The 24403-nt window shown below is 70.9% G+C and carries 20 protein-coding genes and 2 pseudogenes; 2 read left to right on the top strand and 20 right to left on the bottom strand.

Features of this window, described 5'->3' with window-relative positions; all coding sequences use genetic code 11:
* Positions 1 to 29: 29 nt before the first annotated feature.
* From ACFHWY_RS07935 to ACFHWY_RS07965, 7 genes and pseudogenes are all read right to left on the bottom strand, one after another.
* Positions 30 to 677, bottom strand: coding sequence for a TetR/AcrR family transcriptional regulator (locus tag ACFHWY_RS07935; RefSeq protein ID WP_416579454.1), 648 nt, complete (start codon positions 675 to 677; stop codon positions 30 to 32).
* Between the two features lie 205 nt (positions 678 to 882).
* Positions 883 to 2157, bottom strand: coding sequence for an ABC transporter substrate-binding protein (locus ACFHWY_RS07940; RefSeq protein WP_416579455.1), 1275 nt, complete (start codon positions 2155 to 2157; stop codon positions 883 to 885).
* Positions 2158 to 2222: 65 nt separating this feature from the next.
* A complete protein-coding gene (locus ACFHWY_RS07945) occupies positions 2223 to 3329 on the bottom strand; it encodes a branched-chain amino acid ABC transporter permease (RefSeq protein WP_416579456.1) in 1107 nt (368 codons plus the stop codon).
* Positions 3326 to 4204: a branched-chain amino acid ABC transporter permease gene (locus ACFHWY_RS07950; RefSeq protein ID WP_416579457.1), complete on the bottom strand. Its 879-nt coding sequence runs from the start codon at positions 4202 to 4204 to the stop codon at positions 3326 to 3328. Before ACFHWY_RS07950 ends, ACFHWY_RS07945 begins: the two co-directional genes overlap by 4 nt.
* 15 nt (positions 4205 to 4219) lie before the next feature.
* Complete coding sequence (locus tag ACFHWY_RS07955) at positions 4220 to 4939, bottom strand: ABC transporter ATP-binding protein (protein WP_416579458.1); 720 nt, start codon at positions 4937 to 4939, stop codon at positions 4220 to 4222.
* Positions 4929 to 5723, bottom strand: coding sequence for an ABC transporter ATP-binding protein (locus tag ACFHWY_RS07960; protein WP_416579459.1), 795 nt, complete (start codon positions 5721 to 5723; stop codon positions 4929 to 4931). Before ACFHWY_RS07960 ends, ACFHWY_RS07955 begins: the two co-directional genes overlap by 11 nt.
* 229 nt (positions 5724 to 5952) lie before the next feature.
* Positions 5953 to 7726 (bottom strand): annotated as a pseudogene (locus tag ACFHWY_RS07965) (cellulose binding domain-containing protein).
* A 480-nt stretch (positions 7727 to 8206) separates the two neighbouring features.
* Here ACFHWY_RS07965 and ACFHWY_RS07970 point away from each other — a divergent pair.
* Together ACFHWY_RS07970 and ACFHWY_RS07975 are read left to right on the top strand one after the other, a co-directional pair.
* Positions 8207 to 8935: pseudogene (locus ACFHWY_RS07970) on the top strand (glycoside hydrolase family 19 protein); the annotation flags it as partial.
* Positions 8936 to 9066: 131 nt separating this feature from the next.
* Positions 9067 to 9144: a hypothetical protein gene (locus ACFHWY_RS07975; protein ID WP_416579549.1), complete on the top strand. Its 78-nt coding sequence runs from the start codon at positions 9067 to 9069 to the stop codon at positions 9142 to 9144.
* A 42-nt stretch (positions 9145 to 9186) separates the two neighbouring features.
* Here ACFHWY_RS07975 and ACFHWY_RS07980 read toward each other — a convergent pair whose 3' ends face one another.
* From ACFHWY_RS07980 to araB, 13 genes are all read right to left on the bottom strand, one after another.
* Complete coding sequence (locus tag ACFHWY_RS07980) at positions 9187 to 10815, bottom strand: acyl-CoA dehydrogenase family protein (protein ID WP_416579460.1); 1629 nt, start codon at positions 10813 to 10815, stop codon at positions 9187 to 9189.
* Positions 10812 to 11276 (bottom strand): TetR family transcriptional regulator, encoded by a 465-nt coding sequence (locus ACFHWY_RS07985; protein ID WP_416579461.1) that lies wholly within the window; start codon positions 11274 to 11276, stop codon positions 10812 to 10814. Before ACFHWY_RS07985 ends, ACFHWY_RS07980 begins: the two co-directional genes overlap by 4 nt.
* A gap of 100 nt (positions 11277 to 11376) precedes the next feature.
* Positions 11377 to 11625, bottom strand: coding sequence for a hypothetical protein (locus tag ACFHWY_RS07990; RefSeq protein ID WP_416579462.1), 249 nt, complete (start codon positions 11623 to 11625; stop codon positions 11377 to 11379).
* Between the two features lie 59 nt (positions 11626 to 11684).
* A complete protein-coding gene (locus ACFHWY_RS07995) occupies positions 11685 to 12566 on the bottom strand; it encodes a bifunctional helix-turn-helix transcriptional regulator/GNAT family N-acetyltransferase (protein WP_416579463.1) in 882 nt (293 codons plus the stop codon).
* A 15-nt stretch (positions 12567 to 12581) separates the two neighbouring features.
* Positions 12582 to 13850, bottom strand: a complete 1269-nt coding sequence (locus ACFHWY_RS08000; RefSeq protein ID WP_416579464.1) for an MFS transporter — start codon at positions 13848 to 13850, stop codon at positions 12582 to 12584.
* A gap of 179 nt (positions 13851 to 14029) precedes the next feature.
* Complete coding sequence (locus ACFHWY_RS08005) at positions 14030 to 15019, bottom strand: LacI family DNA-binding transcriptional regulator (RefSeq protein ID WP_416579550.1); 990 nt, start codon at positions 15017 to 15019, stop codon at positions 14030 to 14032.
* 396 nt (positions 15020 to 15415) lie between these two features.
* Positions 15416 to 16918: an L-arabinose isomerase gene (gene araA / locus ACFHWY_RS08010; protein WP_416579465.1), complete on the bottom strand. Its 1503-nt coding sequence runs from the start codon at positions 16916 to 16918 to the stop codon at positions 15416 to 15418.
* Between the two features lie 27 nt (positions 16919 to 16945).
* Positions 16946 to 17935 (bottom strand): galactofuranose ABC transporter, permease protein YjfF, encoded by a 990-nt coding sequence (gene yjfF, locus ACFHWY_RS08015; RefSeq protein WP_416579466.1) that lies wholly within the window; start codon positions 17933 to 17935, stop codon positions 16946 to 16948.
* Positions 17932 to 19008: an ABC transporter permease gene (locus ACFHWY_RS08020; RefSeq protein ID WP_416579467.1), complete on the bottom strand. Its 1077-nt coding sequence runs from the start codon at positions 19006 to 19008 to the stop codon at positions 17932 to 17934. The genes yjfF and ACFHWY_RS08020 overlap by 4 nt, the downstream gene beginning before the upstream one ends.
* Before the next feature lie 55 nt (positions 19009 to 19063).
* Complete coding sequence (locus ACFHWY_RS08025) at positions 19064 to 20605, bottom strand: sugar ABC transporter ATP-binding protein (RefSeq protein ID WP_416579468.1); 1542 nt, start codon at positions 20603 to 20605, stop codon at positions 19064 to 19066.
* Between the two features lie 177 nt (positions 20606 to 20782).
* Positions 20783 to 21784, bottom strand: coding sequence for an ABC transporter substrate-binding protein (locus ACFHWY_RS08030; protein WP_416579469.1), 1002 nt, complete (start codon positions 21782 to 21784; stop codon positions 20783 to 20785).
* 112 nt (positions 21785 to 21896) lie between these two features.
* A complete protein-coding gene (locus tag ACFHWY_RS08035) occupies positions 21897 to 22589 on the bottom strand; it encodes an L-ribulose-5-phosphate 4-epimerase (protein WP_416579470.1) in 693 nt (230 codons plus the stop codon).
* Entirely contained in the window at positions 22586 to 24259 is a 1674-nt protein-coding gene (gene araB / locus ACFHWY_RS08040; protein ID WP_416579471.1) for a ribulokinase, read from the bottom strand. Before araB ends, ACFHWY_RS08035 begins: the two co-directional genes overlap by 4 nt.
* Positions 24260 to 24403: the final 144 nt, after the last annotated feature.

Raw genomic sequence — 24403 nt, forward strand, 5'->3', positions numbered from 1 at the left:
GAGACCGCCTGAGAAGAACCGAGAGGCGTTCAGCGGTCGGTCGGGTCCGCGAGCAGGGCGCCGATCGTCCGGGCCATCACCGCGCGGGCGGCGTCGACGCCCAGCCCGAGGCCGTCACGCAGGGTCGACCAGGCCGGCCAGGTGCTCGCCACCACCACCGCGTCGACAACCTGCTGCCGGCCCGGGTCGGCTCGATCGATCTCGCCGGCGAAGAGCTGCTCGACCTCGGCACGCACCCGGGCGATGTGCTTGAGCCGGTTGCGTCGCAGTTGGGCGGAGGACGGCTCGCGCATCTGCGCGGCGCGCGCCGAGGGCGCGATCAGTTGCAGCAGCTTCGCCCGCTGCCGGCAGTACGCGTCGACCCGCTTGGCCAGCGGCAACGTGGGCGAGATCGGCCGCCAGGCGGCATCCTGCTGGCGGAGCAGCTCCGCACCGCTCGCCTCGAACAGGGTCTCCATGTCCTTGAAGTTGGTCCAGAGCGTACGCAGGGAGATGCCGGCCCGGTCGGCGATGCGCTCACCGGTCGGGCGCAGGTCACCCTCGGCGATGAGCGCGAGGTGCGCCTCGACGATGGCCGCCCGGGTGCGTTCGGCCCGGGCGGTCCGCCCGTCGACCCGTCCCGCCGGCTCGCCCCGGCCCGGTGCTTCGGTCCGGCCCGGCGCCTCGGCCCTGCCCATCCGCGCCCGCCCTCTCCGTGTTGGTTATCCATTCGTGCGAGCCGAGTCTAGAGCGCGCCGGCACGGGGGCTTCGGCGCGTCGCCGGTGCAGCTCTCGGCGTTTGGCGCCGCCGGGCCCGGTCGACGGCCGGGCGGACGGCGGGTTCCGTGACGGGGCCGGCGTGGCCCGCACCTGGACGCGGTGCGGGCCACGCGAACACGACGATCAGACGGTCGGTACGCCGTTGCCCGGCGGCGTCACCGGCGGCGCGGTGTACTCGTTGACCGGCCCGTCGGAATCGTCGGTCTCGTACGTCGGGCCGAAGTAGCTCTGCTCTGCGCCGCTGACCCTGCTCAGCCGGCCACCGCCGTACCCGGAATGGTCAGTGCCGGAGAAGCGCAGCGGGGCTACTCCCGGCCCCTGGTAGCCGCCCCTGCCGACGGCCTGCACCAGCGACTCGCGGGTGAGGTCCCGGCCGGCGGCCTGCAACACCTGCACGAACAGGTAGCCCACGGCCATGCCGTAGACGATGTTGCCGTCGAACTCCACGCCGCCGTTGTGTTCGTTGTTCACCTTGGTGAACAGCTGGATCCACGGGTCGGCGGAGTCGCCCTGCATCGGCAGGTAGTTGAGGCCGACGAGCCCCTCCAGCAGACCGGCGGAGTCGCCGAGTTGCCGGGCCAGCGTCGGGTGGTCGGCGCCCACGTTCGACACCAGCCACTGTGGGCTGAAGCCCAGCCGGGCGGCGGTGCCGACGGAAAGTGCGGTGAAGCCGGGCACGGTGGCGAGGATGACGATTTCGCAGCCGGCCGACTTGAACGCGCCGATCTGCGGCGCCACGTTGGTGTTGCTGGTGACGTACGTCTGGCGCGCCACGACGCCGTCGGCGCCGAGCACCTGCTCGACACCTGCCAGGGCGTCCCGGCCGAAGTCGTCGTCCTGCCCGAGGAAGCAGACCTTCCTGCCGGGCAGTTCGGTCTTCACGTGGTTGGCCAGAATCTTGCCCTCGACGGTGTAGTCGGGGTTGAAGCCGAAGGTGCCCGGATAGCGGTCGGGCTGGTCCCAGCTGCGGCTGCCGGAGGCGACGAAGAGGTCGGGCACCCGGTTGGTGTGCAGGAAGTCCAGCACGCCGGTGTGGGTGGGTGTGCCGAGCCCGTTGAGGATGGCGAAGACCTTGTCCTGTAGGACCAGTTGGCGGACGACCTGCTGGGTGGTGGCGGGGTTGTACCCGTCATCCATGATCTTGTAGGTGATCTTGCGGCCGTGCACGCCGCCGTTGGCGTTGACGTAGTCGAAGTACGCCTTCGTCGCCGGGGCGATCTTAGAGTAGCCGGCGGAGGCCGGACCGGTCAGCGGCATGTGGGTGCCGACGACGATCTCCGTGTCGGTGACACCGGGCACCGGCTGACCGGAATTATCATCTGCGCCGCAGGCGGTGGCGGTGAGTAGGAGAGAGAGGGCGCTGGCGAAGGCGAGACCGCGTCGTGCCGTGGATCGCATGGGACACCGACCTTTCATCGGTCCGGTAGCGCGAACTGGGTGAGGGGACGGTGGGGTGGTAGGGACTACGGATGGTGACGGCGCCACCGGACCCGCAGCGTCCCGGTCAGGCGGGACAGCAGACCCTGCACGCCACCGGGCGCGGCGATCATGACGACGATCAACGTGACACCGAAGATCGCCAGTGGCAGGTTGCCCTCCAGTCGTTGTGCCGCCGCTGGCGAGAGGGTGAACAGCTCGGTCAGGGAGTGCGTCAGGTCGGGCAACGCGACCAGCAGGAAGGCGCCCCACACCGCGCCGGCGAGCCGACCGAGGCCGCCGATGACCACCGCCATCAGCAGGAACAGCGACAGCGTCAGGCCGAACGCGCCGGGCGAGACGCTCTGCGCGAGCACCGCCAGCAGCGCGCCGCCCAGGCCGGCGCTGGCCGCGCTGACCACGAACGCGATGACCTGGGTGCGGGCGACGTGGATCCCGGCCAGCCGGGCGGCGACCTCATCGTCGCGTACCGCACGGAAGGCCCGGCCGTACCGGCTGCGAACCAGGTTGGCCAACAGCACCAGGCAGAGCAGCGTCGCCCCGGCGGCTGTCCAGAGCTGCCACCGCTCGTACGGGAAGTAGGGGCCCAACGCCTCAGGAGCGGGTGCCATCGGTACCGAGAGGCCCTGCTCGCCGTTGAAGACTCCGTCGAAGGTGACGGTCAGCGCCGGCACCACCACCGCCACCGCCAGGGTGAGCCCGGCCAGGTACGGGCCGCGCAACCGGGCGGCGGCCACCCCGACGACCGCGCCGACGACGACGGTGGCCAGCACCGCCACGGCCAGCGACAGGATCAGCGACCAGCCGGCGGTGACGTCCCGCTCGGCAAAGGCGTTCTGCACCAGCGCGAGGGTGTACGCGCCGGTGGCCATCAGCGCGCCGTGTCCCAGCGAGAGCTGACCGCAGAGCCCGGTGAGGACGGTCAGCCCGGCGGTCGCGCAAAGGTAGGCGGCCACGGTGGCCAGTTGGAAGTTGCGGAACGAGTCAAGCTGGTAGCTGACCACCAGCAGCGCCAGCGCGGCGCCGGCGGCGAGCGCGAGGTGGCGCAGCAGGGTCGGCACGGTCCGACGGGGGCGGGCCGGATCAGCGGCGGCGGCGCGGGCGGGCGGCGCGAACGCCGGGGTGGCGCTCACACCCGCCTCGCGGTGACCGGGGCGAACAGCCCACCGGGACGCAGCAGCAGCACCGCCAGCAGCAGCGCGAGCACCGCGAGGGGGATCAGGTCTCCGCCGGCGTAGCCGCTGACGTAGGAGAGCAGCAGGCCGACGCCGAGCCCGCCGACGACGGCGCCGGGCGGGCTGTCCAGCCCGCCGACCACCGCGGCGGTGAACGCGGAGACGAAGACCAGATCCATCGCGTGCGGGTGCAGTCCCAGTTCGGTGGGGATGACCAGCATCCCGGCCAGGGCACCGACGCTGGAGGCGAGCGCCCAGCCGAGGGTGAGCATGCCACCCACGTTGACCCCGAGCAGGCGGGATACCTCGGGCGCGAACGCCGCCGCGCGCATCCGCAGCCCGATCGCGGTCCGGGTGAAGATCCAGACCAGTGCCGCGCCGACCACGCCGACGGTGCCGAAGACGAACAGGTCGTACGGGGACAGCACGGCGGTGCCGCCGACCGTCAACGCGGTGCGGCTGAACGGGGTCCGCGCGGGCAGGTACTCGTTGCCGTAGACCATGCCCAGGACGGCCTGGATCAGCAGCACCAGCCCGAGCGCGACGATCACCGGGTTGAGCGGTGACCGGTGGTCCACCAGCCGCATCACCGCGACGTCGACCACCACGCCGAGCAGCAGGCCGGCGAGCAGCGCCGCGACGAAGCCCAGCCAGTACGAGCCGGTCGCGGCGGTGACGCTGTACGCGACGTACGCGGCGGCGACCGCCATCGCCCCCTGCGCGAAGTTGACGATCCGACCGGCGCGCCAGATGAGCACCAGCGCGAGCGCGAACGCGGCCAGGACCGCGCCTCTCGACAGGCCGTCGAGGGTGAGGAAGAGAAAGCGGTCCAATGGTCCTCCTTCCCGTCAGAATCCGAGGTAGGCGTGGCGTAGGTCGGTGTCCTCGCGCAGCCGGGCGGTCGGCGCGGCGAGCACCACCCGGCCGAGCGACATCACGATGCCCTGGTCGGCGACGGCGAACGCGCTACGCACGTTCTGCTCGACGAGCAGCACGGTCAGCCCGGTGTCGTCGCGCAGTTGCCGGAGCAGAGCCATGGTCTGGGCGACCACCTTGGGTGCCAGACCGAGCGACGGCTCGTCGAGCAGCAGCAGGCGCGGCCGGCCGACCAGTGCCCGGCCGAGGGCCAGCATCTGCCGCTCGCCACCGGAGAGCTGGTGGCCGAGGTGACGCCGACGCCGGGCCAGCGGCTCGAACAGCTGGTACGTCTCGCCGAGCGCTCGTGCGGCGTCGGCCCGGTCCCGCCGCCACAGCGCGCCGAGGCGCAGGTTCTCCTCGACGGTGAGTTCGCCGATGACGCCGCGTCCCTCCGGGACGTGTGCCACGCCGCGCCGGACGAGCTGCTCGACGGGGGTGCCGCGCAGGTCCTCCCCGTCGAGCAGGATCCGGCCGGCGCTCGGGCGCAGCATGCCGCAGAGGGTGCGCAGCAGGGTGGTCTTGCCGGCGCCGTTGGCGCCGATGACGGCGGTGATGGTGCCGGGAGGGACGCTCAGGTCCACGCCGTGCAGCACCGGCACCGGTCCGTAGCCGGCGGCGAGCGCGTCGGCGCGCAGCAGGTCATCGCTCATGACCGCGCTCCACTTCGATGCTCGCGCCGAGGTATGCCTCCACCACGGCCGGGTTCTCACGGACCGCCCCGGGCGGCCCGGCAGCGACGACGCGCCCGAAGTCGAGGACCACGATCCGGTCGCAGACCGCCATGACCAGGTCCATGTGGTGTTCGACCAGCAGTACGGCGCAGGGGTCGGCCGCACGGTGCGGCAGGCCCCGGATCAGATCGGCCAGCGCGTCGACGTCCTCGCCACCGAGGCCGCCGGCCGGCTCGTCGAGCAGCAGCAGCCGTGGACGGGCGGCCAGCGCCCGGGCCAGGCCGACCCGCTGGCGTACCGCGAACGGCAGTGTGTCGGGCGCGGCACCGGCGTGCGCCGCGATGCCCAGCTCGTCCAGGACGGTCAGCGCGTGCTCACGCAACCGGCGCTCGTCGCGGTCGCTGCGGGGCAGGCCGAGCAGGGCCGGCAGCAGTCCGGCACGTGCGGTGTGTGAGGCGCCGGCCATCACGTTCTCCAGCACGGTGAGCCCGGCGAACAGGCCGGTGCCCTGCAGCGTCCGGGCGACGCCCAGCCGGGTGAGCCGGTGCGGTCGGGGGCGCAGCGGCCGGCCGTCGAGGCTCAGTGTGCCGGCCAGCGGGGTGACGAAGCCGCAGACGACGTTGAACAGGGTGGTCTTGCCGGCCCCGTTGGGGCCGATCACGCCCACCACCTCGCCCGGGCGGACCCGCAGCGAGACGTCTTCGAGGGCGGTGAGGCCGCCGAAGCGGACACCGATGTGGTGCAGTGCGAGACCGTCCTCCATCGCCTCTCCCTCACCAGCAATCCAGGTTATTACACTGGGAGCGTACGTTTCTGAGTTGTTTCGTCAAGGCCCTCGATGCCCGGCGCGGGCAGGTCGACCAGCCTGCCCAGCGCGGCCCGGTGCCGGCCGGTGTGCTGTTGTGCCGCTCCATCGGCGGCGCATCGGCGAAATCACCAGTCACCGGTACCGCCGTGGAGCGGTTCGGCTCCACGGCGGTACCGGGCCTACCTCACAGCGTGGCGCAGAGCGTGCCGTTGAGCCGGAACGCGGTCGGCGGCACGTTCGGTCCGCTGTACGCTCCGACGAAACCCGCGCTCGTGCTCCCGCCGGCCGGGATCCGGGGGTTGCCCTCGGCGGCAGTGACCCGCACGGCGGTGCCGACCTGCTCCCAGTTCGCGCCCCATCCGCTGCTCACCTGCTGCCAGCCCGTCGGCCAGGTCCAGGTCAGCGTCCAGCCGTCGACCGGGCTGGCCGCGTTGTTGACGATGTCGACGCCGGCCACGTAGCCGTTGCCCCAGTCGGTGGTGCTAATGAAACGGACGGCGCAGGTGCTGGTGGCCGGGCTGCCGGTGGTGAAGGTGAGCGGCGGGGAGGCCCAGGAGACCCGCCCTGCGGTGTCCCGGGCCAGCACGTTGACCGTGTACCTGTTTCCGGGGTTGAGGTTGCCGACGGTGAACGAGGTGCCCGCGGTCTCGCCGAGCTGCTCGCTGACCGTGCCGTACTGCCGGTGCACCTCGTACTTGGCGATCGGGCTGACGCCCTGGGTGGCCGGCGGCCAGGAGATCGTCGCGGCCCGGTCGGTGACGTCGCTGGCGGCCGGTCGGCCGGGTGCGCCGGGTTGGTTGGCGGCGGACTCGGCCGGGGACACCACCAGCGTGGTCAGCGAGTACGGCGGCAGGGTCCGGCTGGTCGCGTTGCCGCTGCGGGCGGTGGTGATGGCGGTGGCGCCGTTGGTGTGGGTGTGCACCGTCGGTGCACCTCCCGACGGGGCGAAGCCGGCGTAGTCGATGGTGACCCGGTGCGCGTTGTCGGGGTCCTTGTTCACCAGCAGCACCGCGACCTCACCGCTGCCCCGGCGGACGGCGTGCGCGGTGACCGATCCGCGCGGCGCCCGGCCCGGCGTACCGGGCGATCTGCTGCCGCAGCAGGTGGACCGCGTCGGTGATGTGGCTGGTCCGGGGCAGCGCCTCGGCCGCACTGCCGCCCGGGTACCAGTGCACGTCGACGAAGTCGATCTTCGGGCCGGCGATCTCGAGCACAGTCTGGTTCCAGGGGCCGGGATCGTCACCGGCGGTCAGGCCGTCGGGCCAGTTCGCCGGCATGGTCAGTACCGCGCCGACCTTGATGGTGGGGTCGACCGCCTTCATCGCGTCGGCGTACTCGGCCACCAGGTTCGCGTAGTGGGTGGCGCTCTTGTCGGGGTGGTGGTCGGCCTCCCAGGCCGATCCGTAGTGGCCGTTGCCGTAGTTCTCGTTGCCGACGGTCCAGTACCGTGCACCGTAGCCCTTGGTCACGTTGGCGTACCGCACCCACTCGGCCGCCTCCTCCGGGGTGCCGGTGCCGTAGTTCGCGATGATCATCGGCTGGGCGCCGGCCCGGCGTACGCCGGCCATGAAGGTGTCGAAGTCGGTGTCCGGGGCTACGTAGCCGCCGGGCGCGGTGTGGTCGCGCCAGTGGTAGATGTCGGCGTAGGAGCCGCCCGGATACCGCATCATCTGGACGCCCGCCGCACGAAGCAGGTCCGACGTCTCGACGGTGCCCAACTGCGAGTCCCAGATGGCGTGGTTGACGCCGAGCGCGGTGTCCGGCACAGTGTCCAGCCCGGCCCGGGTGTTTACCGTCACGGCTACCGGCGCGGTCGCCGCGCCGGCACCTGGTTGGTCGATTCCGAGCAGCGTCGCCGTGGCGAGCAGCAGGCCGGCGGCAAGCGCCGCCCGACCGGGCCGGGAGAGCCGCGACAGCGGAGTGAGGCGTCGAACACCGCACCTGTTCGAGATTGTCATGGTCGTCCTTCGTTGGTCACGGTGAGATCCGCCGGTCCCCGAGCCTGGTCGAACGGGCTCGGGGACCGGCGGACACAGGAGACAGCTCCGGTCACCCACCGTCGTCCCCCGGAACCGTGACGGTCCCGGTTGCCCATCGGGCGACGGCTACTCACGCGCGACAACGCATCGACAATTGACACCATCGACGCATCAGAGTCCCACAGGATCCGGCGCCGCCTCAACGGTCCGTTCACCATTGTGCCGATCGTTAGTAAGGTTTGTGAACAGTAGGTGTTAGTATCGCCGCCATCGATGTGCGAACCGGCCGTCGACATCCGCTCCCCGGGAAGGAGTGATCACTTGTCGAGACTGCGCGCCCTGGCCGCGCTCGCGGCCCTGACGCTCGCCGGCGCGCTGCTGGCGGTCATCCCGTCGACCGCCGCCTCCGCCGCCACCTGCGCCACGCCGTGGCAGTCCGCGGCGGTCTACACCGCAGGCATGCAGGTCTCCCACAACGGCCGCAACTATCAGGCGCAGTGGTGGACCCAGAGCGAGGCCCCGCCCGGCGGTACCGGGGTCTGGCAGAACCTCGGCGCTTGCGGCGCAAGCACGCCCCCGGGCGGCTCCTGCGACCATCCCAACTGGAGCGCCGGCACGTGGTACCCGGCCGGCAGCATCGTGCGGTACACCAATGGCCAGTACTACATCGCCGAGCACGACAATCCCGGCTACGACCCGATCATCAGCACCTGGTATTGGGACCCGCACACCTGCTCGGGCACGCCGCCCTCCAGCAGCCCGCCACCAGCCAACCCGGGCACCTTCGTGGTCAGCGAGACCCAGTTCCACCAGATGTTCCCGAGCCGAAACTACTTCTACACCTACTCCGGGCTGGTCTCGGCGCTCGGCGCCTACCCTGCGTTCGCCCGTACCGGCAGCACCACCGTGCAGCGGCAGGAGGCCGCCGCCTTCCTGGCCAACGTCTATCACGAGACCGGCGGCCTGGTGCACATCGTGGAGCAGAACACGGCGAACCACCCCCACTACTGCGACAACGGCCAGCCGTACGGCTGCCCGGCCGGCCAGGCCGCCTACTACGGGCGCGGGCCGATGCAACTGAGCTGGAACTTCAACTACCACGCGGCCGGCAACGCCCTCGGGCTGCCACTGCTGACCAACCCCTGGTTGGTGCAGAGCGACGCCGCCGTGGCCTGGAAGACGGCGATCTGGTACTGGACGACGCAGAACGGCCCCGGCACGATGACCGCGCACAACGCGATGGTCACCAGCGCCGGATTCGGTCAGACATCCGCAGCATCAACGGCTCGATCGAATGCAACGGCGGCAACCCCGCACAGGTGCAGAGTCGGGTCACCCGGTACCAGCAGTTCGTGGGCATCCTCGGGGTGCCCGCCGGAGCCAACCTCCACTGCTGAGCCCCGGTCCGGCGCCGCCGCAGCCCCGACGGCGCCGGACCGTCAGCCCACCTTCGGGGTCGCCCGGTCGACGATCGCGGCAAAGTCGACCCCGGCCGGCAGCGTCCCGTAGGCGTGCCCCCGGTCGCCGGCCAGCCGGGACGCGCAGAAGGCGTCGGCGACGGCCGGATGGCCGTGGCGGACCAGCAGCGCGCCCTGTAGCACCAGAGCCAACTGCTCGACCACCCGCCGGGCCCGCACCTCCAGATCGCCGGGTTCGGCCAGCGTTGCCCGGACCTGGCGGACAGCGGCGTCGAGCCGGGCATCCGCGCCCGCGGCGGCGTCGACCTCGGCGTGGAACGCCGCCAGAGCCTCGGGCTGACCGGCCAGCGCGCGCAGCACATCCAGCGCCGCCACGTTGCCGGAGCCCTCCCAGATGGAGTTCAGCGGCGACTCACGGAACAGTCGTGGCATGCCGGACTCCTCGACGTAACCGTTGCCGCCCAGACACTCCAGGGCCTCGGCGGCGTGGCCCGGCCAACGCTTGCAGACCCAGTACTTGCCGACGGCGAGGGCGATCCGCTTGAACGCGGTCTCCGCCGCGTGGCCCCGGGCGGACCGGTCCGTCGCCCCGGCCAGGCGCATCATCAGTACGGTCGCGGCCTCGGACTCCACCGTCAGATCGGCCAACACGTTGCGCATCAACGGCTGGTCGGCCAGGTGCCGGCCGAAGGCCCGGCGGTGGACGGCGTGGTGGGCGGCGGTGATCGCGCCCTGACGCATGCCGGCCGCCGCACCGATCACGCAGTCCAGCCGGGTCAGGTTCACCATGTCGATGATGGTGCGGACGCCCCGACCCTCGCCGCCGACCCGCCAGGCGACCGCGTCGTCGTACTCGACCTCCGCGGAGGCGTTGGAGCGGTTGCCGAGCTTGTCCTTCAGTCGCATCAGCCGCATCGGGTTGCCGGTGCCGTCGGGCAGCACCCGAGGGACCAGGAAGCAGGTGAGCCCGCCCGACGACTGGGCGAGGGTCAGGAAGACGTCGCACATCGGCGCGGAGGTGAACCACTTGTGCCCGAGGAGCCGGTAGCTGCCGTCGGGCTGGGCACGCGCGACCGTGGTGTTGGCCCGCACGTCCGAGCCGCCCTGCTTCTCCGTCATCGACATGCCCGCCAGCAGCCCTCGCTTGGTCAGCGGCACCCGCAACCCGAAGTCGTACGTCCGGGCGGTGAGCAGCGGTTCGTAGCGTTCGGCCAACTCGGGAGCGTGCCGCAGCGCCGGTACCGCCGCGTACGTCATCGAGATCGGGCAGCCGTGCCCGGCGTCGGGCCGCCAGGTGTAGAACTTGGCGGCCCGGGCGACGTGTGCGCCGACCCGATCGTCGGCCCAGGGCGCGGCGTGCAGGCCATGACCCACGGCGGTACACATCAACTCGTGCCAGGAGGGGTGGAACTCCACCTCGTCCACCCGGTGGCCGTTGCGGTCGTGGGTACGCAGCACGGGCGGGTGCTCGTTGGCCAGCCGGCCGTGCTGCGCGGCCTGTTCGGTGCCGGCCAGCCGGCCGATCTCGTGCAGCTCCACCATGGCCCAGCCGGCCCCCTCGCGGGCCAGCCCGTCGAGCAGGGCTGCGTCGTCCGCAGTGTCGTGGCCGACCAGCGGTGGAACCTGGTTGAGCACCTGGTGCGTGGTCACGGAGAGACTCCCAGCGCGCGGTGGAGGAAGGTGGTCAGACCGCCGATGGTGTCCGGGCCGGCGACGCCGGCGGCCAGTGGGCCCACCAGCGCCTCGGCCATGGCACCGACCACGGCGGTGCAGGTCAGCTCGGGATCCTGCGGCGGCAGTTCACCGCTGGCCACGCCGTCGGCGATGTAGCCGGCGAGCAGCGCGGCGGCGGTGCCCTCCCGGGCGGCGGCCCGGGCGACCGCGTCCACCTCACGCTGGCTGGCGGTGCGGAACACCTCGGCGAACAGGTCGGACTTGGCGGGAAAGTGGCGGCACACGCTGCCGGTGGCCACCCCGGCACGTGCCGCGACGGCGGCGACCGAGCAGCCGGCGTAGCCGTGTTCGGCCAGGATGCCGATCGCTGCCACCACGATGCGTTCCCGTGAGGCGGTCAGCCGCACCTTCACCCGCTCCGTGCTCCGGTAGGGCACCCACGTATTGGACCATCATTGATTTCTTGCCGGCAAGCGCCGTCCGGCGACAGGCAATCCTCCGCACGGCCCGCGCCGGGCGAGCCTCAGACGGCTACGGTCACAGGTCGTACGCCTGCGCGAGCTGCTTGCGCAGGGCCTCGACGAATGACCGCAGCCCGGCATCGAGAGTGGCCGCTTCGTCCGGGGCCACCACGACCGAGGCGTCCTGGTGGGGCATTCCCGAGATGACCTGGTGCCGCCGTCCCGGCGCCGGATGGCTGGCGAGCAGTGCCGCGTGCGTGCCACCACCTTCCTGCGGCGTCAGGCCACAGCCGCACCAGGGTGGCTGCTCGACGACGGTCCACACCTCGGTGCCGGTGACGCAACCACCGCCGGGCTTCGGCGGGTACGCGCCGGCGACGCCGCTCAGGGCAGCGGCTTCGCGAACCAGTGATGGGCGTACGGATTGTCGTTGTAGCGCGGGATCTCCTGGTAGCCCTCGGCGCGGTAGAGCCGCATCGCCTCGGTCAGGGTGCGATTGGTGTCGAGGCGCACGCTGGCGGCACCGGACACCGCGGCATACCGCTCCAACTCGCCCAACAGGCGACGCCCGACACCGAGGCCGCGCACCGAGGCCGACACCCAGAGACGCTTGATCTCGGCTGGCTCGCCCGGGGGCAACCGCAGCCCACCGCAGCCCACCGTCTCGGTCGAGATGGTGGCGACCAGAAAGAGGCCGGCCGGAGGCACGAACTCCTGCTCGTCGGCGCCACCCAGACCCAACTCGAAGCCAACGTCGAAGCGCTCAGTGAGCTCCCGCGCGTACGCCCGCAGGCAGGCGCGGGCGCGCGGCTCACCGGGATGGCAGGGGCCGATGACGACCAGCGACGCCATCAACAGGCGCTCGACCTCGGCCATGGCACAGGTGAGCCGGGCGCGTTGGCCGTCGGTGAGCGGCGCGAGGACCGACCAGGCCAGCTCGTCGGACCTGCCGTCCAGCAGGTTCCACTCGGCGCGGCCGACGTCGGTGAGGCGCACGCTCCGCACCCGCCCGTCCAGCGCTGCGGGCCCCACCACGACGAGGCCCGCGCCCTCCAGCGCCCGCAGCAGTCGGCTGAGGTAGCCCGCGTCGAGATCCAGCCGGGTGCGCAGCGCCGCGACCTCGGCACCCGTCGGGCCGATCTCCCACAGCAGGCGCGACTGCGCCAACGGCCGGTCACGGGCGAGGTAGCTGTCGTCCAACGCGCCGACCCGCTGGGTCATGGTGCGATTGAAGCGCCGTACCGTCTCGACCAGTCCACGATCCATGATTGCTGACTTTAGTCAGTCAGTCTGGGTTCCGGTAGTCGGCCGGCGCACCAGGGCCGCCGTTCCGGTCACCGCCAGCGCCCCGGCGCATCCGCCGAGGACCGCCGCGGCACCGACGATCCCGGCGAGCCAGCCGAGCGCGTTGACCGTCAGCAGCAGCGCCAGACTCTGCACGAGGACGAGCACGGACTGCACCCGGGCCAGGTGCGTGACCGGCGCGGCGGCCAGGATCAGCGGACCGACGTGGGTGGCGAAGAGTCCGGAGCCAGCACCGACGACCACCCCGGCACCGACCGCCGCCAGCGGCCAGCCGCCGACGACCAGCGCCGTCGAGCCGGACGCAACCAGCAGGGCCACGCCCGCGGCGGCGACCAGCAGACCGGCGGGCGCCGCCCGACCAGGGTGGGACGACGCGCCGCGCACCAGCACGGTCACCGCGACGGTGGCGGTGCCCAACGCCACCGCCGCGACGACGGAGCCGGCGCCCTGCGACGACCACGCACGATCCCGGCCCAGCAGTGGTACGAGCAGCGAGGAGACCGGCAACAGGAAGCCCGCCGCGACCCCGGTGACGACCAGCGCCGGCCGCAGCGTGCGGTGCCGCCAGGCAAGGCGCAGTCCGTCCAGCGCCGCCCGCCAGACCGCTCCGTTCGACTCCGCCCGGTGATCCGCCGGCCGATCCGCCGCCGGTTCGGCGCCGCCCCCGCGCGGGCGCAGGGCCAGCAGGACGCACAGCATCACCAGGAAGGTCGCGGCGTTGGCCACGGCCACCCCGGCGAGCCCGGCGGCGACCAGGATCAGGCTGCCCACCGGCGGGCCGGCGAACAGGGCCAGTTGCCCGGCCAGGTGACGGGCCGACATCGCGCGGGCGAGGGCGACGGGCGACACCAGGAGCCGGGGCACCGAGCCCGTACTCGGCAGGTAGAAGGCATCGACGATCCCGATGGCCATGGCGGTGAGCAGCAGGGGCAGCCGCGGGTCGCTCGACGACCAGACGGCACCGGCCAGCGCCACCATCACCAGGATCATCGCGGCGTCCGAGCCGACCATTACCGGCCAGGCGCCGACCCGGTCGGCAACCGCCCCGCCCACCAGGAGCAGGAGCACCCGGGGCAGTGTTATCGCGGTCAGCACGAGTGCGGCGAAGCTGCCGCCCCGGCCCGCCGCGACCCAGCCCATCGCGAAGGCCATGGCCTGCACTCCGACCAGGCTCGACGCTGTGCCGCCGAGCCAGGCCCAGTATCTGCCCGGCACCGCCGTCGGGCCACCGGCCACCACCACCATGGCTCTCCCCGTCCACCGCGGGCCGGCGGGGGCGCCGGCCGGTGTCGCGTCCGGAGGACGTTGCGGCCTCGACCGGGTCGAGAGTCAAGTGCCGACGTTCCGTCCCGCATCGAACGCCACGACCGACAGTCAGGTCAGCGACGGTGGGGTCAGCGACAGTCAGGTCAGCGACGGTGGGGTCAGCGACGCGGCGGCGGGCCGACGCTCTGGCGGGTAACCAGGGACGGCGCGATGGTCGCGCGCAACGCGCCGCCGCTGGCAGAGCCGATCTGGGCCAGCAGCATCTCCAGGCTTGCCCGGGCCACCGCGCCGAAGTCCGGTCGCACGGTGGTCAGCGGCGGAATGAAATAGGCGGCCTCGGGGACGTCGTCGAAGCCGACCACGCTGATGTCGTCGGGCACCCGGCGGCCGTGCTCGTGCAGCGCCCGCAGCACCCCGAGGGCCAGGTGGTCGTTGGCGGTGAAGACCGCGGTGACGTCGGGCATCCGGGCCAGCATCTGACCACATCGGTAACCTGCCGCCGCGGACCAGTCCGCCGGCACCAGCGGCGGGATCTCCGCTCCGGCCGCGAGCAGCGCCGCCCGCCAGCCCTCGATGCGACCGGCGCTGTCGAACCAGTCGGACGGACCGGACACGTGCCAGACGGTGCGGTGGCCGGCGTCCAACAGGTGCCGGGTGGCGGCCCGGGCGCCAGCGGTCTGGTCGACGGTCACCAGCGGCATCGGCCGCCGGGGATCCCCGTCGACGGTCACCAGCGGGACGTCCTTCGGTAGCCGCTCCAACGCCTCACCGGCCGACTCCACCGGAGCGATCACGACGATGCCGGCCACCCGGTGCGCGAGGTGCCGCTCGACCGAGGCGGAGATCGACCGGTGATCGAGATCGCGCACACTGCCCACGCTGACCGCGAAACCCGACTCGGCGGCGGCCTGCTCCAGCGCGGCCAGCAGCGACGCCGGACCGTAGAGGGTGGTGTTCTGCGCGATCACGCCGATCACCTGCGACCTGCCGGTGACCAACGCGCGGGCCGCCCGGTTCGGCCGGTAGCCCAGCTCGGCGATGGCCGCCCGGACCCGCAACCGCGTCTGCTCACGCACGTTGGGATGACCGTTGAGCACTCGCGAAACCGTCTGGTGTGAGACACCAGCGAGGCGGGCCACGTCCGTCATCGCAGGATCACGTACCGCCATCTCACACTCCCCGGATGCCCGTCGGTCGCCGCTACCCGTCGACGCTGACTGGCACGGCCTACAAGACAACCCCTCGCGCGGCGCCCACACCGCCCCGTGCCGACCAGATGGGGGCGCTAGATCGCGAACAGTCTACGCCAGCGCCGTCTCCGCACGCCGTCAGGCCAAGGGCGGTCGACGGATGGCGTGGACGTCGGAACAAGTTCGTTGGTGCCGGCCGCGACCGGCAGCCGAGCCTGCCATCACCCCTACACCAGGCCACCCGACCCACGTTGATCTAGGGCATATCGTCGTCATTGGATCTTTATGGACGACGATATGCCCTAGATCAACGTGGGTCGGGGTGGGGAGGGGGGCGGGAGGGTGGGGTGGGGGTCAGAAACCGCGGGCTAGGCGGTAGTAGGCCTGGTTCCAGCGGAGCTCGTCGGCGAAGCGGCGGGGCTCGGTGTCGGCGTCGATGACGACGAGTTCGGTGCGGCTCATCTCGGCGAAGTCGTGCAGCTCCTCCACCCCCACCCCCTGTGACAGCACCGTGTGGTGCGGGGCACCGGCGGTGATCCACGCCTCAGCCGAGCCGGCCAGGTGCGGACGTGGCCGCCAGACGGCCCGGGCCACCGGCAACCGCCGCAGCGGGTGCGGCGGGGGCACGACGTCGACCTCGTTGGCCACCAGCCGGAACCGTTCACCCATGTCGGCCAGCCCGAGCACCACCGCCGGGCCCGGCTCCGCGTCGAATATCAGCCGGACCGGGTCCTCCCGACCGCCGATACCAAGTGGGTGAATCTCCACGTTGGGTACGCCGGCGGCGATCGTCGGGCACACCTCCAGCATGTGTGCGCCGAGAATCAGCTCCTCGCCGGGCGTCAGGTCGTAGGTGTAGTCCTCCATGAACGACGTTCCGCCGTCGGTGCCCACCGCCATCGCCTTCAGGGTGTGCACGAGTACCGAAGTCTTCCAGTCCCCTTCACCACCGAAGCCGTAGCCGTCGGCCATCAGCCTCTGCACCGCGATGCCGGGCAGCTGGCGCAGGCCACCGAGATCCTCGAAGTTCGTCGTGAACGCGCGGAAGCCGCCCGCATCCAGGAACGTGCGCAGACCCAACTCCTGCCGGGCGGCATAGCGCAGCGAGTCGTGGCGCTCACCGCCGGGTCGCAGCTCGGCGGCGACCCGGAAGGTGTCGTCGTACTCTTTGACCAGGTCGTCGATCTGGGCATCGGCGATCTCGTCGACCACCCGCACCAGGTCGTTGACGCCGTAGGTGTTCACCGAGACGCCGAAGCGCAGCTCCGCCTCGACCTTGTCGCCCTCGGTCACCGCCACGTCGCGCATGTTGTCGCCGAATCGGGCCAGACGCAACGAACGCATCGCCGACCAGCCGATCGCTGCCCTGGTCCACGCGCCGACCCGGGTCACCACCCGCGGGTCCGAGACGTGCCCGGCGACCGTCTTGCGGGCCACGCCCAGGCGGGTCTGGATGAACCCGAACTCCCGGTCGCCGTGGGCGGCCTGGTTGAGGTTCATGAAATCCATGTCGATCTCGTCCCACGGCAGCCGGACGTTGGCCTGGGTGTGCAGGTGCAGCAACGGCGTGCGCAGCGTGTCCAGGCCGGAGATCCACATTTTCGCCGGCGAGAAGGTGTGCATCCACGCGATGACCCCGACCGCGCCCTGCACCGCGGCATCCCGACAGATCTGCAGGATGTCGGCGCTGGTGGTCAGGACCGGCTTCCAGACCACCCGGGCAGGGATGTGCGGCGAGTCGTCGAGCAGGGCGGCGATCTGACGGGACTGGTCGGCCACCTGTCGGAGGGTGTCCTCGCCGTACATCGCCTGGCTTCCGGTGAGGAACCAGACCTCGGGTGCAGCGTGTGGTGCCATGGGAGTTGCCTTCCGCGAGAGGGGCGGTTACGTGTAGCGGATGCCGATTAGGCGCTGGAGCAGGATGAACGCGAAGAGTAGGCCGCCGATCACAATCTTGGTCCACCACGAGTTCAGGCTGCCATCGAAGGTGATCAGAGTCTGGATCACGCCGAGCACCAGGACTCCGAGCACGGTGCCGAAGACGTACCCCGAGCCACCGATGAGCACGGTGCCACCGATGACCACGGCCGCGATCACGTCGAGCTCCATCCCCACCGCGATCAGCGGCGCGCCGGAGAGCGTGTAGAACGACAGCAGAATCCCGCCGATCGCCGCGCAGAGGCCACTGATGGTGTAGACCGCGATCCGGGTACGCCCCAACGGCAGGCCCATCAGCAGCGCCGACTGCGGGTTGCCGCCGATCGCGTACACGTTGCGACCCAGCCGGGTGTACGCCAGCACGTATGCGGCGACCAGGACCACGACGAACGCGACGATCACGCTGACCGAGACGAAGTCGCCCTGTGGGTCACCGATCCGGTGTTGCGACATGGTGGTCCAGAAGCCGTCGGTGATGGGGATCGACGCGTCGCTGATGAACGTGCACATGCCACGGGCGAAAAACATCCCGGCCAAGGTGACGATGAACGGCTGGATGTCGAAGAAGTGGATCGCGCAGCCCATCAGGAACCCGAGCAGCGGGCCGATGAGCAGGGCGATGACCAGCACCAGCGGGGCCGGCAGGCCGGACTGGAGCAGTGACGCCGACACCATCGCGGTCATCGCGGCGACCGACCCCACCGACAGGTCGATACCACCGGTGAGGATGACGAAGGTCATCCCGACGGCGATGACGAGCAGGAACCCGTTGTCGATGAAGATGTTGAAGATGACCTGGATGTTGGAGAACGCCTGGTACTGGGACACCCCGATGCCGTACATGACCAGCAGCAGGGCGAGGGTGGCCAGCACCGGCATCTGCCGTCGGGGCAGTTTGGCCCAGCTCGGCCTGGTGGTCAGCGAGTTGACGCTCATGCCGGCGCCGCCTCCTCCTTCTGCCGCTGCGGCGACGGTGCCGGCGGGGGCGGGGTGCCCCGTCTCCGCCGGCCGAACTTGGCGCGGAAGGCCGGCGCCTGGATGAGGCAGACGGCGATGACGACGACCGCCTTGAACAGCAACGCGGTCTGTGGGGAGATGTTCATGGCGTACACACTCGTGGTGAGGGTCTGGATGATCAGAGCGCCGAGGATGGTGCCGCTGAGGTGGAACCGGCCACCGGCCAGCGAGGTGCCGCCGATGACGACCGCGAGGATCGCGTCGAGCTCCACCCAGAGGCCGGCGGCGTTGCCGTCGGCGCTGGAGACGTTCGCGGTGATCATGAAGCCGGCGATGGCGGCGCAGGCGGCGCTGACCACGTAGACGAGGAGGACGATCCGTCGCGACCGGATGCCGGCCAGCCGGCTCGCCTCGCGGTTGCCACCGACCGACTCCACGATCATGCCGAGCGCGGTCCGGCGGGTGAACGCGGCAATCAACAGGGCCGCACCCAGCGCGACGAAGATGGCCAGTGGCAAGGTCAGGACGTGCCCCAGGCCGATAGCCCGGTACGGGTCGGAGTTGATGGTGATGATCTGCCCCTCGGTGATCAACTGCGCCAGGCCCCGACCGGCCACCATCAGGATCAGGGTGGCGATGATCGGCTGGATGCCGATGATCGAGACAAGCACGCCGTTCCAGGCGCCGAGCACCAGCGCGACGCCGAGGGCCATCGCGAGTGCGGTGAACACCGTGCCGAGATTGTTCTGATCCGGCGCCTCGCTGATCACAAGGCAGGCGATGGCGCCGCTGATGGCGCAGGTCGAGCCCACCGAGAGGTCGATGCCGCCGGTGGAGATGACCAGGGTCATGCCCAGCGCGACCAGGATCAGTGGCGCACTCAACCGCAGGATGTCGACCGGGGTGCCGTACAGGTGCCCGTTGTTGACCTCGACGGCCAGGAAGCCGGGACGGTAGATCGTGTTGGCCGCCAGCATGGCCACAAGGACGGCGACCGGCCAGAACAGCCGATGACCGAGCAGGGTCCGGAGACGGAGGTTGGCGTCGCTCATGGCAGCACTCCGCTCCGGGTCGCGCTGTCCTGAGGAACCGACGCAGTGGGCGCGCTCATTGGTTCGCCTCCTCCGGGTGGATTCCACTGGCGATCGTCTGCATGACCCGGTCGGCGTCGACCGTGTCGTCGTTGACGAGATGCGCGACCATCTCCCGGTCACGCATCACCGCGATCTTGTGGCTGAGCCGTAGCACCTCCTCCAGCTCGGCGGAGATGAACAACACCGCCATGCCGCCGGCGGAGAGCTGCACCACCAGCTTCTGGATCTCGGCCTTGGCGCCGATGTCGATACCCCGGGTCGGCTCGTCCAGGAGGAGCAGCCGGGGCTCGGTGATCAACCACCGGGCCAACAGGACTTTCTGCTGGTTGCCGCCGGAGAGGTTGCGTACCGGCATGTCGGGGTTCGCGGGGCGGATGCTGAGCGCCTTGACGTACCTGTCGACCAGTTCGTCCTGGCGGCGACGCGGGATGGGGCGCAGCCAGCCACGGGCGGCCTGCATCGCGAGGATCATGTTCTCGCGGACCGTCAGGTCCGGGATGATCCCCTCCGCCCGCCGGTTCTCGGAGCAGAAGCCGATGCCCTGGTTGATGGCCTGCACGGGACTGCGGAGGCTCGCCGGCCTGCCGCCTACGGCGATCTCACCGTGGTCGGCGCGGTCGGCGCCGAAGAACAACCTCGCCACCTCGGTGCGACCGGAGCCCAACAGGCCGGCGAGGCCGACCACCTCACCGGCGTGGATGGTCAGGCTGAACGGAGCGACCGCGCCCCGGCGGCCGAGCTGTGACACCTCCACGAACGGCGTGCCGTCCTCCGGGGACGTCACCTCCGGCCGAGGTTGCTCCTCGATCCGGCCGAGGACGTCGAGCTCCTTGCCGATCATCTTCTCCACCAGCGCGAGCTGGGGAAGCTCGGCGATCGGGTACTCGCCGACCAGAGTTCCGTTGCGCAGCACGGTGATCCGGTCGGCGATGCCGTAGACCTGGTCGAGGAAGTGGGTCACGAAGAGGATGGCAATGCCCTCGTCCCGCAGTTGGCGCATGACGCGGAACAACTGCTCCACCTCACCGGCGTCCAGGCTGGAGGTCGGCTCGTCCAGGATCAGCACCTGGGCCCGCACGTCGATCGCCCGGGCGATCGCGACCATCTGCTGTACGGCCAGCGAGTAACTCGCCACCGGCGCGGTCACGTCGATGTCGAGATCCAGGCGGTTCAGCAACGCTCGGGCACGCCGCCGCACCTCTGCCCAGCGCACGGCACCGAAACGGAGAGGCTCACGACCGATGAAGATGTTCTCCGCCACCGAGAGGTTGGGGCAGAGGTTGACCTCCTGGTAGACGGTGCTGACCCCGGCGCCGACCGCCTGCATCGGCCCACTGAAGGTAACCTGATCACCGCCGAGGGTAACGACACCTCCGTCGATGCCGTAGACGCCGGTCAAAACCTTGATCAGAGTCGACTTGCCGGCGCCGTTCTCGCCCATCAGGGCGTGCACCTCGCCGGGAAAGAGCCGGAGGTCGACGTCGTGGAGTGCGCGCACCCCGGGAAAGGACTTGCTGATCCTGGTCATTGTCAGGACCGGACGGCTATCCGTCATCCCACCAGACCTCTTCTGGGCTCGATCGGCACGAAAGGGCATGGCGCGCCCGCACCGCCCCGGCCGGCCCCCAGGGTCGGCCGGCGGGCGTGACGCGGGTTGTGGGCCAGGCGCCCCGTCCGTCAGGAGTGGGCGACGCGGCGGGGCCGCCACGTCAGCGGCGACCCCTGGCGTCGATCAGTACTTGCGGTCGGGCAGGGCCTCCGTGGCCTGCTCCTGGGTGAAGGTGGTCTCCTCGGTCTCGATCCGAGCAGGCACCTCCTCGCCGGCGTGCACCTTCTTGGCCAGGTCCATCAGCTGCGGGCCGAGCAGCGGGCTGCACTCCGCGATGAAGTTGAACTTGCCGTCGGCCAGGGCCTGCATGCCGTCCTTGACCGCGTCGATGGTGATGATGGTGATGTCCTTGCCGGGTTCCTTGCCCGCAGCGGTGATTGCCTCCAACGCGCCGAGGCCCATGTCGTCGTTGTGCGCGAAGAGCACGTCGATCTTCGGGTGGGCCTTGAGGAACTGCTCCATGACCTGCTTGCCGCCGGCCCGGGTGAAGTCGCCCGACTGGGAGGCGACGACCTTCAGCTTGGGGTCGGCGGCGATCGCCTCGGCGAAGCCCTTCTTACGGTCGTTGGCCGGCGCCGAGCCGGTGGTGCCCTGCAATTCCACGATGTTCACATCGCCGGTCGCGGCCTTGGAGTTCTCCACCAGCCACTCGCCGGAGAGCCGGCCTTCCTTGACGAAGTCCGAGCCGAGGAAGGTCTTGTAGAGCGAGGTGTCCGCCGAGTCCACGGCGCGGTCGGTCAGGATGACCGGAATGCCGGCGTCCTTGGCCTCCTTGAGTACCGTGTCCCAGCCGGACTCCACCACCGGCGAGAAGCCGATCACGTCGACCTTCTGCTGGATGTAGTTGCGGATCGCCTTGATCTGGTTTTCCTGCTTCTGCTGGGCGTCGTCGAACCTCAGCTCGACGCCGGCCTCGGTCGCGGCCTCCTTGATGGAGTTGGTGTTGGCCGTACGCCAGCCACTCTCCGCGCCGACCTGGGAGAAGCCCAGGACGATCCTGCCGTCGTCGGCGGCGTCGCTGCCGGTGTCGCTGTTGCCGCACGCCGCCACCGTGCCGGCTAGCAGGACGGCGGCGATGACCGCGGCGGCGCGCCGAGGCGCCAGGGGTGTGCGCATCTTTCTCATCGGATCTCCTCGGGGTGGGTGCGGGTGTCCACGCCGTCCGTCGACGTACACGAGCGGCGTTCGCTGCGGGTACGGGTCTGGTTCCGGCCCATCCACGGACGGCCGGGACCGGCTAGGAGTTCGCCGGGGGCGCGGATCGTTGGCCGTAGACGTTCTGGTAGCGGTCGTACAGGGCGTCGATGTCGGCTTGCGCCATCGGCACCGGCTGGCCCAGCGCGCGCGCCAGGTGCGCGGTCCGGGCGACGTCCTCGCACATGACCGCGGCCTTGACCGCGGCCCGGGCGTCGCCGCCGATGGTGAAGACGCCGTGGTTGCGCATCAGCACCGCGGGCGAACGGTGACCGGTGAGGGTGCTGACGATCCCCTTGCCGATGTCGTCGCCGCCGATCAGCGCGAACGGGCCGGCCGGGATCTCCCCGCCGAACTCGTCGGCCTGGGCGGTCAGGTGGCAGGGGATCGACTCACCGCGCGCCGCCCAGGCGGTGGCGTACGTGCTGTGGGTGTGCACGACGCCACCGACCTCGGGCATGGCGCGGTAGACGTAGGCGTGCGCCGCGGTGTCACTCGACGGTGACAGCTCACCCGCCACGGGTATGCCGTTGAGGTCGCAGAGCACCATGTTCTGTGCCGAGAGGTCGTCGTAGTCGACGCCGCTGGGCTTGATCACCATGAGGTCCTGACCGGGCACCCGCGCGGAGACGTTGCCGGCCGTCCAGGCGACCAGGTGGTACCGGGTCAGCTCACCGTGCAGGCGGGCGACGGCCGCGCGCAGCTCGTTCACCTGACGGGTCAGTTCGGCGTTCATGCCGAGGCTTCCTTCCGTGCGGCGGCCTGCTCGACGGCCGTGTTCCGGATCGCCCGCAGGCGCAGCATCACGTCGTTGGTGCCCCGACCGAAGTGGTCGTGCAGCGTCCGGTACTCGGCGTAGAGCGCGTCGTACGCGCGAGCCCGGTCCGGGTCCGGCCGGTAGACCGCCTCCCGCACCCGGCCCATCGCCTGCGCGGCCTGCTGGATCGAGGGGTGGGCGCCGGCCGCGACGGCGGCGTGGATCGCCGAGCCGAGCGCCGGTCCCTGCGCGGAGCCGATGATGCCGAGCGGCCGGTTGGTGACGTCGGCGTAGATCTGCATCAGCAGCTCGTTCGAGGTGAGGCCGCCGGCGATCACCAGGTCGTGCACCTCGACCCCGGCCTCGACGAAGGCTTCGATGATCATCCGGGTGCCGTACGCCGTCGCCTCCAGCAGGGCCCGGTAGACGTCCTCCGGCCGGGTCGCCAGGGTCAGGCCGATGATCATTCCGCTGAGGTCGTGGTTAACCAGCAGCGACCGGTTGCCGTTCCACCAGTCCAGCGCGACCAGCCCGTGTGCGCCGACCGGCTGGGTCGCGGCCAGTTCGGTGAGCCGCTCGTGCGAAGCCGCGCCGGCCGGGGCGGCGTGCTTGACGAACCAGCCGAAGATGTCGCCGACACCGCTCTGCCCGGCCTCGTAGCCCCACGCGCCGGCACTGATACCGCCGTCGACCACGCCACACATGCCGGCCACCTCGGCCGGATGGTTGCCGTTGACCACGTGACAGGTGGAGGTGCCCATGATGGCAACCAGCCGTCCGGGTTCGAGCGCCTGCGCGGAGGCCGCGGTGACGTGGGCGTCGACGTTGCCCACGGCGACGGCGATCCCCCCCGGCAGGCCGGTCCAGGCGGCGGCGTGCGGGGCCAACCCGCCCGCCCTAGCGCCCAACGGCGTCAGCGGACCGTCCAGTTTTGCCACGAAGTCGCCGAACCCGGGGTTGAGCGCGGTCAGGTAGTCCGCGGTCGGGTACTCGCCGTCCTGCATGATGCCCTTGTAGCCGGCCGTGCAGACGTTGCGCGTCTCGACGCCACAGAGCTGCCACACGATCCAGTCCGCGGCCTCGATGAAGCGCTCGGCACGCCGGTATACCTCCGGGTCCTCCTCCAGGATCTGCAGGCCCTTCGCGAACTGCCACTCGGCGGAGATCTTGCCGCCGTAGCGGCCGATCCACGGCTCGCGCCGCTCGTGGGCGATCGCGTTGATCCGGTCGGCGTGCGGCTGGGCCGCGTGGTGCTTCCAGAGCTTCACCCAGGAGTGCGGGCGCTGGCGCAGTTCCGGCACCTCGCACAGCGGGGTCCCGTCGGCGAGCGTCGGCAGCACGGTACAGGCGGTGAAGTCGATACCGACACCCACGACGTCGCCCGGGTCGATCCCGGCGGCGGCGACGGCCGCCGGTACGGCGAACCGCAGCACGTCGCGGTAGTCCTGGGGATCCTGCAACGCCCAGTCGGGCGGCAGCGGGGTGCCACCGTCCGGTAGGGCGGAGCTGATGACCGCGTTGCGGTACTCGTGCACCGCCGTCCCCAACTCGGCTCCGTCGCGGACCCGGACAACCAGCGCCCGTCCCGACAGGGTGCCGTAGTCGACGCCGACGACGTACCGATCGTCCGCTTCGTCCACACTGCTCATCTTCACCTCCGGCCGATGACAGCCTCAGTGTTAACGCTCACAAAGTTGTCGTCAAGACACCTGCCGGCAACAGGTACGTAACGGAGCGGACCATGACGCCGACCATCCTTGCCGACCGCCGGGAACACCGCCACCGGCGTCCTC

Origin of the sequence: Micromonospora sp. LOL_024, from assembly GCF_048060415.1 — a bacterium.
In the GTDB taxonomy this organism is placed as follows: Bacteria; Actinomycetota; Actinomycetes; order Mycobacteriales; family Micromonosporaceae; genus Micromonospora.

Excerpts from the sequence above, each read along its gene's own strand:
- ACFHWY_RS08035 (WP_416579470.1), bottom strand. The coding sequence starts at position 22,589 with ATGAACGCCGAACTGACCCGTCAGGTGAACGAGCTGCGCGCGGCCGTC.
- araA (WP_416579465.1), bottom strand. The coding sequence starts at position 16,918 with ATGGCACCACACGCTGCACCCGAGGTCTGGTTCCTCACCGGAAGCCAG.
- araB (WP_416579471.1), bottom strand. The coding sequence starts at position 24,259 with ATGAGCAGTGTGGACGAAGCGGACGATCGGTACGTCGTCGGCGTCGAC.
- ACFHWY_RS07995 (WP_416579463.1), bottom strand. The coding sequence starts at position 12,566 with ATGGATCGTGGACTGGTCGAGACGGTACGGCGCTTCAATCGCACCATG.
- ACFHWY_RS08005 (WP_416579550.1), bottom strand. The coding sequence starts at position 15,019 with ATGACGGACGTGGCCCGCCTCGCTGGTGTCTCACACCAGACGGTTTCG.
- ACFHWY_RS08020 (WP_416579467.1), bottom strand. The coding sequence starts at position 19,008 with ATGAGCGACGCCAACCTCCGTCTCCGGACCCTGCTCGGTCATCGGCTG.
- ACFHWY_RS08025 (WP_416579468.1), bottom strand. The coding sequence starts at position 20,605 with ATGACGGATAGCCGTCCGGTCCTGACAATGACCAGGATCAGCAAGTCC.
- ACFHWY_RS08000 (WP_416579464.1), bottom strand. The coding sequence starts at position 13,850 with ATGGTGGTGGTGGCCGGTGGCCCGACGGCGGTGCCGGGCAGATACTGG.
- ACFHWY_RS07960 (WP_416579459.1), bottom strand. The coding sequence starts at position 5,723 with ATGGAGGACGGTCTCGCACTGCACCACATCGGTGTCCGCTTCGGCGGC.
- ACFHWY_RS07940 (WP_416579455.1), bottom strand. The coding sequence starts at position 2,157 with ATGCGATCCACGGCACGACGCGGTCTCGCCTTCGCCAGCGCCCTCTCT.
- ACFHWY_RS08030 (WP_416579469.1), bottom strand. The coding sequence starts at position 21,784 with ATGAGAAAGATGCGCACACCCCTGGCGCCTCGGCGCGCCGCCGCGGTC.
- yjfF (WP_416579466.1), bottom strand. The coding sequence starts at position 17,935 with ATGAGCGTCAACTCGCTGACCACCAGGCCGAGCTGGGCCAAACTGCCC.
- ACFHWY_RS07955 (WP_416579458.1), bottom strand. The coding sequence starts at position 4,939 with ATGAGCGATGACCTGCTGCGCGCCGACGCGCTCGCCGCCGGCTACGGA.
- ACFHWY_RS07935 (WP_416579454.1), bottom strand. The coding sequence starts at position 677 with ATGGGCAGGGCCGAGGCGCCGGGCCGGACCGAAGCACCGGGCCGGGGC.